At 70.8% G+C, this 12,457-nt stretch carries 12 protein-coding genes; all 12 read left to right on the top strand.

The annotated features are described in order from the left end of the window. Window positions 1–89: 89 nt before the first annotated feature. The 12 genes from DAI20_RS00220 (at window position 90) to miaB (ending at window position 12,452) form a co-directional block, all read left to right on the top strand. Window positions 90–587 (top strand): GNAT family N-acetyltransferase, encoded by a 498-nt coding sequence (locus DAI20_RS00220; protein WP_108248593.1) that lies wholly within the window; start codon window positions 90–92, stop codon window positions 585–587. 167 nt (window positions 588–754) lie between these two features. Then, complete coding sequence (locus DAI20_RS00215; protein WP_108248592.1) at window positions 755–1,768, top strand: efflux RND transporter periplasmic adaptor subunit; 1,014 nt, start codon at window positions 755–757, stop codon at window positions 1,766–1,768. Further along, window positions 1,765–2,469, top strand: a complete 705-nt coding sequence (locus tag DAI20_RS00210) for an ABC transporter ATP-binding protein (protein WP_108248591.1) — start codon at window positions 1,765–1,767, stop codon at window positions 2,467–2,469. Before DAI20_RS00215 ends, DAI20_RS00210 begins: the two co-directional genes overlap by 4 nt. Beyond that, the gene (locus DAI20_RS00205; RefSeq protein WP_108248590.1) at window positions 2,466–3,686 is read left to right on the top strand and encodes an ABC transporter permease; all 1,221 of its coding nucleotides are present in this window, start codon (window positions 2,466–2,468) and stop codon (window positions 3,684–3,686) included. The genes DAI20_RS00210 and DAI20_RS00205 overlap by 4 nt, the downstream gene beginning before the upstream one ends. Before the next feature lie 66 nt (window positions 3,687–3,752). Further along, window positions 3,753–6,590, top strand: coding sequence for an FtsK/SpoIIIE family DNA translocase (locus DAI20_RS00200; RefSeq protein ID WP_108248589.1), 2,838 nt, complete (start codon window positions 3,753–3,755; stop codon window positions 6,588–6,590). Window positions 6,591–6,676: 86 nt separating this feature from the next. Beyond that, window positions 6,677–7,258 (top strand): CDP-diacylglycerol--glycerol-3-phosphate 3-phosphatidyltransferase, encoded by a 582-nt coding sequence (gene pgsA, locus DAI20_RS00195; protein ID WP_240605798.1) that lies wholly within the window; start codon window positions 6,677–6,679, stop codon window positions 7,256–7,258. Next, window positions 7,255–7,845, top strand: a complete 591-nt coding sequence (locus DAI20_RS00190) for a CinA family protein (protein ID WP_108248588.1) — start codon at window positions 7,255–7,257, stop codon at window positions 7,843–7,845. Before pgsA ends, DAI20_RS00190 begins: the two co-directional genes overlap by 4 nt. A 140-nt stretch (window positions 7,846–7,985) precedes the next feature. Beyond that, a complete protein-coding gene (locus DAI20_RS00185) occupies window positions 7,986–8,294 on the top strand; it encodes a helix-turn-helix domain-containing protein (protein WP_108248587.1) in 309 nt (102 codons plus the stop codon). Window positions 8,295–8,366: 72 nt separating this feature from the next. Then, window positions 8,367–8,591 carry a DUF3046 domain-containing protein gene (locus tag DAI20_RS00180; RefSeq protein ID WP_108248586.1) on the top strand — a complete coding sequence of 75 codons (225 nt, stop codon included), beginning with the start codon at window positions 8,367–8,369 and terminating at the stop codon, window positions 8,589–8,591. Window positions 8,592–8,875: 284 nt separating this feature from the next. Further along, entirely contained in the window at window positions 8,876–9,961 is a 1,086-nt protein-coding gene (recA, locus tag DAI20_RS00175; protein ID WP_108248585.1) for a recombinase RecA, read from the top strand. A 38-nt stretch (window positions 9,962–9,999) separates the two neighbouring features. Next, window positions 10,000–10,788 (top strand): regulatory protein RecX, encoded by a 789-nt coding sequence (locus DAI20_RS00170; protein WP_108248584.1) that lies wholly within the window; start codon window positions 10,000–10,002, stop codon window positions 10,786–10,788. Between the two features lie 65 nt (window positions 10,789–10,853). Then, window positions 10,854–12,452 carry a tRNA (N6-isopentenyl adenosine(37)-C2)-methylthiotransferase MiaB gene (miaB, locus tag DAI20_RS00165; RefSeq protein WP_108248583.1) on the top strand — a complete coding sequence of 533 codons (1,599 nt, stop codon included), beginning with the start codon at window positions 10,854–10,856 and terminating at the stop codon, window positions 12,450–12,452. Window positions 12,453–12,457: the final 5 nt, after the last annotated feature.

Below are 12,457 nucleotides of genomic sequence, written 5' to 3'. Positions count from 1 at the left end.
CGCCTCGTCCCCGCGGGGCCTGTCCCGGGTGCGGTCGCTGCCGTACTCTGGCGGTCTCGCGTTCCTTCGCATCCCCGATTGGTGCAGTCATGAGCGACTCGGCGTTCTCGATCCGGCCCGCGACGATGGAGGACGCCCGGCTCCTCACCGACATGCTCGTCGAGGCCGCCAACTGGCACCCCGAGCGCAAGCGATCGCGCGACGCGACCCTCGCCGACCCGGCCGTGTCGCACTACGTCGCGGGCTGGCCGCGGCCGGGGGACCTCGGCTCCGTCGCCGTCACGGCGAACGGCACCACGATCGGGGCCTGCTGGCTGCGGCTGCTCACCGCGGCCGACCCGGGCTACGGATTCGTCGGACCCGGCGTGCCGGAGCTCACCCTCGGCGTGAATCCCGCCTGGCGCAGCCGCGGCGTCGGCCGCGCCCTGCTGCAGGCCGTCGTCGCGCAGGCCCGGGAGGCGGGCTTCGCCCGGATCAGCCTGAGCTGCGAGCGCGCCAACTTCGCGATGAGCCTGTACCGCGGGGAGGGCTTCGTCACGGTCGAGTCCGGCCGTGACGCCGACACCATGGTCCGCACGCTCAACTGACGCGCGAGGATCGGGCGCCGCGATCAGAGGCGAGCGCGGCGAGGTCCCGCAATGTCCTCCCACAGGCGACGCTGATCATCCTTCCGGCGGAGGTGCATTTCCTCACCTCCTGGATAGTGTGACCGACATACCGATCCGCGGGGCAGCGGAAGGAAGGCGGTCCCCGGATGGGCGTCACGCGCAAGTGGATCTTCCCGATCCTTCGACTCATCATCTTCGGCGCCATCGCGGCGGCCCTGGTCAAGGTCGCGTTCTTCGGCGACGCGACCGCGACCACCGATCCCGCGGTGCCGACCGGCGAGATCACGCAGGCCGAGGTGGCGGTGGCAACGGGGACGATCGTCAACGACATCGTCGTCGAGGGCGCCATCGCCGCCGATGCCACCGTGCCGATCCGCGCCACGCTCGCCGGCACCATCTCGGACCTCGTCGTCGCGCAGGGCGCGACCGTCGCCAAGGGGGACCCGCTCCTTCGCATCCGGCAGGAGACGCCCGTCGACCCGGTCGTCGCGGAGGACGGGTCCGTCACCCAGCCGAAGCCGAAGGTGCGGGTCGAGACCGTGTGGGCCCCGATCGCCGGCGTCGTCGGCTCGCTTCCCGTGCTGAAGGACCAGGTCGTCTCGGTCGGCGACAGCCTCGGCTCCGTGGCCCCCTCCACCTTCTCGGCGACGGGCACGCTCACCGCCGAGCAGCAGTACCGGCTGGTCACCCAGCCCGCGGACGCGACCGTGACCATCCCCGGCGGGCCCGCCCCGTTCAGCTGCCCCGGCCTGAAGGTGTCCAGCGGCAGCACCACGGCGGGCGAGGACGACCCGCTCGGCGGGGCAGACGTCGGCGCTCCGCCCGCGTCCGGGGGAACGACCGTGTCCTGCGCGATCCTGGGCGAGGTGCGCGTCTTCAACGGGCTCGCGGCCAGCATCACCATCGCGGCGGGCGAGGCGGCCGACGTGCTCACCCTGCCCACCACCGCCGTCGAGGGGTTGTCCGAGAACGGCAACGTCTGGGTCGTGGCGCCGGACGGTGGGGAGCCGGAGAAGCGCCCCGTCCGCATCGGCCTGAACGACGGCGCATCGGTGCAGATCGTCGACGGGCTCGCCGAGGGAGACACGGTGCTGCAGTTCGTGCCGGGGGCGCCCGCGCCGGCCGAGGGCGAGGACGGCTTCGTCGGGTACGGCGGATGAGCCTCGTCCGCCTCGAGGGCGTGACCCGCACGATCCCGCTCCCGGACGCGCCGCCGCTGACCATCCTCACCGGGGTCGACCTCGACGTGAACGCGGGGGACCACATCTCCATCGTCGGCCGGTCCGGCTCGGGCAAGTCGACCCTGCTGAACATCCTCGGGTTGCTCGACGCGCCGACGACCGGGCGCATCCTGCTCGGCGACACCGACGTGTCGACGCTCTCCGCGGCGGCGCGGGACCGCGCCCGCGGCCGCGACATCGGCTTCATCTTCCAGCAGTTCAATCTGCTCTCCGGCCGCAGCGCGCTCGAGAACGTCATGACGCCGCTGCTCTACGCGAGCGGGCGGCAGTTCTGGCGCCGCTCGGCGATCGCGGCCGAAATGCTCGACCGCGTTGGGCTCGGTCACCGGCTCACCGCCATGCCCGAGAAGCTGTCCGGCGGCGAACAGCAGCGCGTCGCCATCGCCCGGGCCCTCGTGCGCTCGCCGCGGATCATCCTGGCCGACGAGCCGACCGGCGCCCTCGACGTCGAGACGGGTGAGACCGTCATGGGGCTGCTCGACGAGGTCGCGCGGACCGCGGGATCGGCCCTCGTGACCATCACCCACGACCCGCACGTCGCGGCGCTCGCGGAGCGGCACTACCGGCTGGACCACGGGGTGCTCCTGCCGGCCGGCTCAGGCGCGGAGGTGACGGCGTGAGGAACGCCGCGACCGGCTTCGTCGGCGCGGTCGTCGAGGCCTGGGCGGAGCTGCGCATCCACCGCACGCGCGTGCTGCTCTCCCTGATCGGCGTCGCGGTCGCCGTCTGCGCGCTCACCACGGTCGTCGGGCTCGGCGCCGTCGCGGAACAGGCGCAGCGCGAGTTCTCCGAGCGCGGGGGAGGGCGGCCGGCGACGCTCAGCATCTCGTCGTTTGCCCCGGACACAGGCATGCCCGCGCCGTATACAGAGTCGCGCGACGCGTACGCGAAGGCCCTTGACCGGTACGGCGTCACGTACACGAGCGCGGTGCTCTACACCGGTCTGCGTGCCCAGTTCCCGGACGGGGTGCGCGACATCGGTGTCACGGCCGTCGAGGCCGACTACGGCACCATGCACCGGGTCCCCGTGCAGCAGGGGCGCTGGTTCCAGGACGCGGACTCCGCCCGCCTGGCGCCCGCGCTCGTCGTGAACGAGGCGTTCCTCGTCGCGCTCGGCGGCGTGGAGCTCAGCGCGAACCCGACCGTTCCGTTGCTCGGCCTCAACGGCGCGACAGCCGTCGTGACCGGCGTGCTGCCGAACAACTATCCGGAGGAGGGGCCGACCGCGTATATGCTCCTCGACGCATTCGAGCGCGTCGCCGGCCCGGATGCGGTCGCCCAGGGGCAGCCGTCCCTCGAGGCGTGGGTGCCGCCGGAGATCGCCGACGAGCTGGCGGAGCGGTTGCGCACCGACATCGCCTCCGACCTCGGCGACGGGGTCGAGGTCGCGGTCAACCGCAACGACTTCGCCGCGTTCGGCGAGGACCCGTTCCTGCCGATCAAGCTGCTCGTGGGCGGGGTTGCGGCACTCGTCCTCCTGCTCGGCGCGCTCGGGCTCGTCAACATCTCGCTCGTCACCGTGCGCCAGCGCATCCGGGAAATCGGCGTCCGCCGCAGCTTCGGAGCGACGGCGGGCCGGGTCTTCTTCGCCGTCCTCATGGAGAGCGTCGTCGCCACCATGGCCGCGGGCGTAGTCGGCGTACTCGCCGCCGTCGCCATCGTGAAGAGCCCCTTCGTCACGGACGCGATCGGGCGGGGCGTCGTCGACCTGCCGCCCTTCCCGCTCGACGCGGCCATCCTCGGTCTCGCCGCGTCGCTCTTCGTCGGCGCCCTCGCCGGGCTCCTGCCCGCCATCGTCGCGGTTCGGGTGAAGGTCATCGATGCGATCCGGTACTGACCGGCCGGAACAGACACCCGTGCCCCCTTGCCCGCCCGCGGCGGACCGGGAAGGTACCGTAAGGGAATGGCCACGAGCACCAAGTCGAACGGCCGTGCCCGGGCGTCGCAGGGGCGCGGCACCGCGTCGCCCGTCGCGAAGTCCTCGCGCGGCACCACAGAGGCATCGGGACGGAAGTCGTCCGCGACCGCCGCGCAGAAGACTGTGAAGTACCCGGTCGCCGACGAGCCGCAGGAGAGCGGCCTGCTGTCGCGGGGTTGGATGGGCCTCGCCCACCTCACCGGCGGCGCCGCGCGCGCCCTCGGCCCGGAGAAGCTGAGCAAGGAGGACAGGCGGGACGGCTTCCCGTTCTTCCTCATCGTCCTCGCCGTGATCGGCGCGATCGTCGAGTGGTTCAACCCGACGGACGCCGTCGCGATCGCGCTGGACGCCTACACGTTCGGCGGACTGTTCGGCCGCGTCGCCTTCGCCCTGCCCGTCATCCTGTTCCTCTTCGCCCTGTGGCTCTTCCGGCACCCCTCGTCGACGGACGACAACGGCCGCATCGGCATCGGTCTCGGCGTGCTGCTCGTGACGGTCTCCGGCCTCTGCCACCTCACCGGCGGCCAGCCCGACCCGAGCGAGGGCATGATCGTGCTCGCCACCGCGGGCGGCGTGCTCGGCTGGATCCTCGCGGCACCCCTCACCGCCCTGCTCACGCAGTACGGCGCGGGCGTCGTGATCGCCATCCTGCTCGTGCTCTCCCTGTTCATCATCACGAAGACCCCGCCGAACCGCGTCGGACCGCGCCTGCGCGAGCTCTACGGCTACCTCTTCGGCGCGACCGACACCGAGGCCGACCGGGACGCCAAGAAGGATGCCCGCAAGGACGCGGGCAAGGACGGCGATGACGAGGACGACGAGGGCCAGCTGCCCTGGTGGCGCCGCAACAAGTCGCAGCGCGAGGACGACCCCGCGTACGACAGCCCGGTGCTCTCGCCGACCTCGACGAGCCCCACCGAGATCCTCGACCGCACGCCCGACCCGGAGCTGGCGACGAAGCCGCTGCCCGGCCAGTTCGACACGGAGGTGCTCGGCGACCTGCTGCACCCCGACCAGGTGCCCGCGGCGTCGTCCAAGAAGTCCGCGTCGCCGGTGCCCGTGCCGGGACCCGTGGTCTCCCCGAGCCCCACCAGCATCCTCGACGACGACAGCATGTCGGCGACGGACGAGCTGCCGGGCTTCACGGGCGGCGACTTCGACGAGGACGTGCAGACTCCCACGTCGGACGCGCCGACCGCGCCGTACCGCCTGCCGTCCCCGGCCGCCCTCTCCGCCGGTACCCCGGCGAAGGCGCGCTCCGCGGTCAACGACGAGGTCGTGCGCGCGATCACCGAGGTGCTCACGAACTTCTCCGTCGACGCGACGGTGACCGGGTTTTCCCGCGGCCCGACCGTGACCCGGTACGAGCTCGAGGTGGGACCGGGCACGAAGGTCGAGCGCGTCACCGCCCTCGCCAAGAACATCAGCTACGCCGTCGCGAGCAACGAGGTGCGGATCCTCTCGCCCATCCCGGGCAAGAGCGCCATCGGCATCGAGATCCCCAACACGGACCGCGAGATCGTCTCCCTCGGCGACGTGCTGCGGTCCTCGGTCGCGACCAGCAGCTCGCACCCCATGACCATCGGCGTCGGCAAGGACGTCGAGGGCGGCTTCGTCGTCGCGAACCTCGCGAAGATGCCGCACCTCCTGGTGGCCGGCTCCACCGGCTCCGGAAAGTCCAGCTTCGTCAACTCGATGATCACGAGCCTGCTCATGCGGGCGAAGCCGTCCGACGTGCGCATGGTGCTCATCGACCCGAAGCGCGTCGAGCTCACCATCTACGCCGGCGTCCCGCACCTGATCACGCCCATCATCACGAACCCCAAGAAGGCGGCGGAAGCGCTGCAGTGGGTCGTGAAGGAGATGGACATGCGGTACGACGACCTGGCGAGCTTCGGCTTCCGCCACATCGACGACTTCAACAAGGCCGTGGTCAACGACGAGATCGTGCTGCCCGCCGGCAGCCAGCGCAAGCTGAAGCCGTACCCCTACCTGCTCGTGGTGGTGGACGAGCTCGCCGACCTCATGATGGTCGCGCCGCGCGACGTCGAGGACTCGATCGTGCGCATCACCCAGCTCGCGCGTGCGTCCGGCATCCACCTCGTCCTCGCGACACAGCGCCCCTCGGTCGACGTCGTGACGGGCCTCATCAAGGCCAACGTGCCGAGCCGCCTCGCCTTCGCGGTGAGCAGCATGACCGACTCGCGCGTCATCCTCGACCAGCCCGGTGCCGACAAGCTCATCGGCCAGGGTGACGCCCTCTTCCTGCCCATGGGCGCCTCGAAGGCCATCCGCGTGCAGGGTGCCTGGGTGAACGAGAGCGAGGTCGTCAAGGTCGTCGAGCACGTCACCCGGCAGGCGCAGCCGGAGTACCGCCCGGACGTCGCGGCGACGGTGGAGCGCAAGGAGATCGACGCGGACATCGGCGACGACCTCGACCTGCTGCTCCAGGCCACCGAGCTCGTGGTCAGCACCCAGTTCGGGTCGACCTCGATGCTGCAGCGCAAGCTGCGGGTCGGCTTTGCCAAGGCCGGCCGCCTGATGGACCTGCTCGAGTCGCGTGAGGTCGTGGGCCCGTCCGAGGGCTCGAAGGCCCGCGACGTGCTCGTCGCGGCCGAGCAGCTGCCCGCCGTGCTCGCCCGGATGCGGGGCGAGGAGCCCGCCGCAGCGGCACCGCGCACGGCCTCCCCGGTCTCGCCGCAGCCCGACTCGGAGGAGGACGAGCGGTACTCCGCCGACCCGCTCGAGAAGGACTACTCCGGATACGATGAGGAGGAGGGCGCCTCGGACGAGGACGCCTGGGGGTTGACCGGCAGGGAGTGATCGACGTGCCGAAGAGCAGCGTGCGGAGGGGTCGCACACCGGCGCGGAACGACTCCGTTCTCGGCGGTTCACTGCGGGGGCGGTTCGTGAGCAGGGGCGAGACGCCCGCGAGCAACGCGAACCTCGCCAACGTCATCACGGTGGTCCGCATCCTGCTCGCGCCGCTGTTCATCGCCCTCCTGCTGATGGACGGCTCCGCGGACGGCGCGCTGCGCTACGTCGCCGCCGCCCTGTTCATCGTGGCCATCGCCACGGACGGGGTCGACGGCGCGATCGCCCGCAGCCGGAACCTCGTGACCGACGCCGGCAAGCTGCTCGACCCGATCGCCGACAAGGTGCTGATCGGCAGTGCCCTCGTCTCGCTCTCCCTGCTGGGCGAGCTGCCCTGGTGGGTCACCGTCGTCATCATGGTGCGGGAGATCGGCATCACGGTCTACCGCTTCGCCGTGCTGAGCGACCGCGTCATCCCCGCCTCCCGCGGCGGCAAGCTCAAGACCATCGCGCAGTCGGTCGCGATCTCCCTCGCCCTCGTGCCGCTGTGGGACCTCCTCGGCCCGTGGGTGCACGTGCTCAACACCGGCGTGATGTCGATCGCCGTCATGCTCACGGTGGTCACCGGCATCGACTACGTGGTGCAGGCGGTGCGGCACAACAGGACCCCGCGATGACCGCCGAGGAGGAGGTCGTGCGCGGTGGTGACGCCGCAGGCACCGGCGACGCGGGCCAGGGGAGCGGGCCGCAGATCCACGGCGTCTCGGTCAACGGCCTGGCGATCGAGCTGATCGCCGAACTCACCGCGCGCGGACTGAGCGTCGCGGTGGCGGAGTCCCTCACCGGCGGCCTGCTGACCGCGAAGCTCATCGACCCGCCGGGGGCGTCCGCCGTGGTCTGGGGCGGCGTCGTCGCCTACAACACGGAGCTGAAGCACACCCTGCTCGGCGTCGACTCCTACGTGCTCGCCGCCCACGGGGCGGTCCATCCCGACGTGGCCGGACGCATGGCGGTGGGCGTGCGCGAGCACTGCCGCGTCTCGGGCCGGCCCGCCGACATCGGCATCGCGACGACCGGCGCGGCCGGACCGGATCCGCAGGACGGCCAGCCGGCGGGCACCGTGTTCGTGGGCATCTCCACGCCCGCGGGCACGCGGGTCACGCGCCTGGCACTGACCGGCGACCGCAGCGAGATCCGCAACACCACGGTGTACGAGGCCCTGCTCCTGCTGAAGAACGCGGTGGACGAGCTCGGGAACAAATGACCGCGACGCGCGGTTACTACTAGCGGGTTCACAAGCAAACCCCCAGTGTGAATGGTTAGATTGGCGCAATCGGTGGTTGTAACGTTGTCCATCCGTATCCGCCGGCTTTCGCAGGCGCACAGGCATTGAAGGAGGGTCCAGTGGTACTAGTTCGTCAGGAAATTGGCGATGTTCTCCGGGACTTCCGCCTGCAGAAGGGACGCACGCTCCGCCAGGTCGCAAGCAAGGCGAGCGTCGCACTCGGTTACCTGAGCGAGGTGGAGCGTGGCCAGAAAGAGGCTTCGTCGGAGATCCTCGCCTCGGTGGCAGATGCTCTCGACACCCCGATCTCGGTGATCATGCGCGAGGTCGGAGATCGACTTGCAGTGATCGAAGGCCTCAACCCCATCCCGGACACCGTGCCGGATGAGTTCGTCGCAGACTTGGACGCAGACCTCGTCACCCGGTGACTCAAGAACCGCCGAACGCCCCGCACGCGCGGGGCGTTTCGTCGTTAACGGGCGACCGGCTAGCGTTGACGGATGCGATTGAGCGAGTTCCGCCGGGCCGTGGCCGACGAGTTCGGCCAGGGGTACGGGCAGGTGCTGCTGCACGACCTCGTTCTCGCGGAGCTCGGCGGCCGGACGCCCGAGGCCGCTCTCGCCGCCGGCGTGCGGGCGAAGGACGTCTGGCTGGCGCTGTGCCGCGCCATGGACGTCCCCGAGTCGCGCCGCCACGGCGCCGGTCTCGCCGACCCCAAGAAGTAGCCGCCGCACGCCGCCGATCGGCGGGAATCCACGCGCGACACGCCCAGCCGCCTCTCGAATACACCTTCGAGGCTTGATAGCCTCGTACTCAGGTCCAATCGAAGACGAGTTGTACACAGATGGCGCCCCGCCGAGTGGAATGTCGGTGGCTTTGCCTAGCGTGCTCTTCATCAGGCGTTGAGCCAGCAACAGCCTTGTCGAACGGTCCGGTCCCGCTTCCAGCGGTCCGGGTTTTGAGCGTCGACAGCCTATAGGCGCGACACGTTCCACCGAAGGAGAATCCCATGCCATCACCCGCTGATCGCGAGAAGTCGCTCGAGACCGCCCTCGCCCAGATCGACCGCCAGTTCGGCAAAGGCTCGGTCATGCGCCTCGGCAGCGAGGAACGCGCGCCCGTCGCCGTGATCCCCACGGGCTCCGTCGCGCTGGACGTCGCCCTCGGCATCGGGGGACTGCCCCGCGGCCGCATCGTCGAGATCTACGGCCCGGAGTCGTCGGGTAAGACCACGCTCACCCTGCACGCCATCGCCAACGCGCAGCGCGCAGGCGGCATCGCGGCCTTCATCGATGCGGAGCACGCGCTCGACCCCGAGTACGCCAAGAAGCTCGGCGTCGACATCGACGCCCTGCTCGTCTCGCAGCCCGACACCGGTGAGCAGGCCCTGGAGATCGCCGACATGCTCGTGCGCTCCGGCTCCATCGACCTCATCGTCATCGACTCCGTCGCGGCGCTCGTGCCCCGCGCGGAGATCGAGGGCGAGATGGGCGACTCCCACGTCGGTCTCCAGGCGCGCCTCATGTCGCAGGCCCTGCGCAAGCTGACCGGTGGGCTCAACCAGACGAACACCACGATGATCTTCATCAACCAGCTGCGCGAGAAGATCGGCGTGTTCTTCGGCAGCCCGGAGACCACGGCCGGTGGTAAGGCGCTCAAGTTCTACGCGTCGGTCCGCCTGGACATCCGCCGCATCGAGACGCTGAAGGACGGCACCGACGCGGTGGGCAACCGCACGCGCGTGAAGGTCGTGAAGAACAAGATGGCGCCGCCCTTCAAGCAGGCGGAGTTCGACATCCTGTACGGCGTCGGCATCTCCCGCGAGGGCAGCCTCATCGACTTCGGTGTCGAGCACGGCATCGTGCGCAAGTCGGGCGCCTGGTACACCTACGACGGCGACCAGCTGGGGCAGGGCAAGGAGAACTCCCGCAACTTCCTCATCAAGAACCCGGACATCGCGGCCGACATCGAGCACAAGATCAAGATCAAGATGGGCCTCGTCGCCGACCCGAACGCGGTCGCCGAGGTGACGCCCATCGAGGAGTCGAAGGTCAACTCCATCGAGCCGAAGATCGCCGCCCGCAAGGGCGCGTGAGCCGGATCGACGGACGCGGAACGGATAGGTCACGGGACATGGTGCGTTTTCCTCCCGCCAGCGACCGGGAGGACGGCGGCCTCGCTCCCGTGACCTATCTCCGCGGTGCCTCCGCACCGGGTGGTGCGGCGGCCCCGGACGGCGCCGCTGCCCAGACCGGTTGGGCGCCTTCCGACCAGGATGTCCCGGACCACAAGGTCCCGGACCAGGATCGGTCGGAGAAGGACCGACGGCGCGCCGAGGGTCTCGCGCGCATCACCGCCCACGTCGCCGTCGGTGACCCGGAGGCCGGCGAGACCGAGCCCGAGGCGGATCACGAGGCGGAGCCCGAGCCCGAGGCTCCGCTGCAGGACATCGAGACAGTGTCGATGCGCGCCCTCACCCGTCGCGGCATGTCCCGATGGGAGCTCGGCGACCTGCTCGCACGGCGCGAGTACGACATCGAGGCCATCGAGGCCGAGCTCGACCGCCTCCAGCGGGTCGACCTGCTCGACGACGCGGCACTTGCCGAGACGGTGGTGCGCACCAAGCACGAGCGCAAGGGGCTGGGGCGCAACGCCCTCGCCCGCGAGCTTGCGCAGCGGCACATCGACCCCGCCGTGATCGACGAGGCGGTCTCCGCCATCGACGACGAGGACGAGCAGGCGATGGCCACCGAGATGGCCGTCAAGCGCGCCCGCCAGTTCTCGTCCCTCGACGCGGCAACGGCCGAGCGGCGATTGACCGGTTACCTGATGCGGCGCGGCTACTCGTCGTCGATCGTGCGCGAGGCCACCCGCGTCGCCCTCGCCGGCCACGGCCGGGGTTCCGGGGTGCGCTTCCGCTGATCGTGGGAGCGCGGCCTGCGGACGCGACGGACAGCGCGGGAACGCCGACCTAAACTAGACGCACCATGAGCCAGACCGCCCCCCTGACGCCGCCGACGCCCATCCTCGCGTCGCCTGCCGCCCTCGACGCCGCAGGGCGTCCGCGCACCTACGAGGTGCGCACCTACGGCTGCCAGATGAACGTGCACGACTCCGAGCGCCTCAGCGGCTCGCTCGAGGCCGCCGGCTATGTGCCGGCCGACGGGGCCGAGGCCGACATCGTCGTCATCAACACCTGCGCGGTGCGCGAAAACGCGGACAACAAGCTCTACGGCAACCTCGGCCATCTCGCGGCCGTCAAGAAGCGTCACGAGGGCATGCAGATCGCCGTCGGCGGCTGCCTCGCCCAGAAGGACAAGAACGTCATCCTCGAGCGCGCCCCGTGGGTCGACGTCGTCTTCGGCACCCACAACATGGGCTCGCTTCCCCGGCTGCTCGAGCGGGCCCGGCACAACGCCGAGGCCGAGATAGAGATCCTCGAGTCGCTCGAGACCTTCCCCTCGACCCTTCCCACCAAGCGCGACTCCGTGCACAGCGGCTGGGTCTCCATCTCCGTCGGCTGCAACAACACCTGCACCTTCTGCATCGTCCCGGCGCTGCGCGGCAAGGAGAAGGACCGCCGCCCGGGCGACGTGCTCGCCGAGATCCAGGCGCTCGTCGACGACGGCGCCATCGAGGTGACGCTGCTCGGGCAGAACGTGAACTCCTACGGCGTCGAGTTCGGCGACCGCCAGGCGTTCAGCAAGCTGCTGCGCGCCGCCGGCCGCATCGAGGGGCTCGAGCGCGTGCGCTTCACGAGCCCTCACCCGGCAGCCTTCACCGATGACGTCATCGACGCCATGGCGGAGACCCCGAACGTGATGCCGCAGCTGCACATGCCGCTGCAGTCCGGCTCCGACCGGGTGCTGAAGGCCATGCGCCGGTCCTACCGTTCCGCGAAGTTCCTCGGCATCCTCGACCGGGTGCGCGAGAAGATCCCCAACGCCGCCATCAGCACCGACATCATCGTCGGCTTCCCCGGCGAGACCGAGGAGGACTTCGAGGACACCCTGCGCGTGGTCGAGCTGGCCCGGTTCGCCTCCGCCTTCACCTTCCAGTACTCGATCCGGCCGGGCACCCCGGCGGCGACCATGCCCGACCAGGTTCCGAAGGCCGTCGTGCAGGAGCGCTACGAGCGCCTCGTCGCCCTTCAGGACCGCATTTCCGCCGAGGAAAACGCGAAGCTGGTCGGCACGAGCGTCAACCTCCTCGTCACGACCGAGGGGCGCAAGGACGCCGAACGGCACCGCCTCAGCGGCCGCGCGGAGGACTCCCGGCTCGTGCACTTCGACGTGCCGGCCGGCTCGCCCGAGCCCCGCCCGGGCGACATCGTCACCGTGACCATCAGCCAGGCCGCCCCGTTCCACCTCATCGCGGACTCGGCCGACGGCGCGCCCCTGGCTCTGCGCCGCACCAGCGCGGGCGACGCCTGGGATCGCGCTCAGGCCGAGTCGTGCGCGGTCCCCGCCCACGGCGGGGCGGGCGACGCAGGCCCCGCGGTGAACCTCGGCCTGCCCAGCCTGCGCGTCGGAGCGCGGCCCGTGATCACGGTGCCGATCTACGACTCCGCCGACGGCCGGCGCTGACGCCC

The organism is Planctomonas deserti (assembly GCF_003067705.1).
In the GTDB taxonomy this organism is placed as follows: Bacteria; Actinomycetota; Actinomycetes; order Actinomycetales; family Microbacteriaceae; genus Planctomonas; species Planctomonas deserti.
The sequence above is the reverse complement of the archived record's forward strand: the minus strand, read 5'-3'. Positions and strand labels throughout refer to the sequence as shown.

Excerpts from the sequence above, each read along its gene's own strand:
- recA (WP_108248585.1), top strand. The coding sequence starts at position 8,876 with ATGCCATCACCCGCTGATCGCGAGAAGTCGCTCGAGACCGCCCTCGCC.
- DAI20_RS00215 (WP_108248592.1), top strand. The coding sequence starts at position 755 with ATGGGCGTCACGCGCAAGTGGATCTTCCCGATCCTTCGACTCATCATC.
- DAI20_RS00190 (WP_108248588.1), top strand. The coding sequence starts at position 7,255 with ATGACCGCCGAGGAGGAGGTCGTGCGCGGTGGTGACGCCGCAGGCACC.
- DAI20_RS00210 (WP_108248591.1), top strand. The coding sequence starts at position 1,765 with ATGAGCCTCGTCCGCCTCGAGGGCGTGACCCGCACGATCCCGCTCCCG.
- DAI20_RS00200 (WP_108248589.1), top strand. The coding sequence starts at position 3,753 with ATGGCCACGAGCACCAAGTCGAACGGCCGTGCCCGGGCGTCGCAGGGG.
- DAI20_RS00170 (WP_108248584.1), top strand. The coding sequence starts at position 10,000 with ATGGTGCGTTTTCCTCCCGCCAGCGACCGGGAGGACGGCGGCCTCGCT.
- DAI20_RS00180 (WP_108248586.1), top strand. The coding sequence starts at position 8,367 with ATGCGATTGAGCGAGTTCCGCCGGGCCGTGGCCGACGAGTTCGGCCAG.
- DAI20_RS00220 (WP_108248593.1), top strand. The coding sequence starts at position 90 with ATGAGCGACTCGGCGTTCTCGATCCGGCCCGCGACGATGGAGGACGCC.
- miaB (WP_108248583.1), top strand. The coding sequence starts at position 10,854 with ATGAGCCAGACCGCCCCCCTGACGCCGCCGACGCCCATCCTCGCGTCG.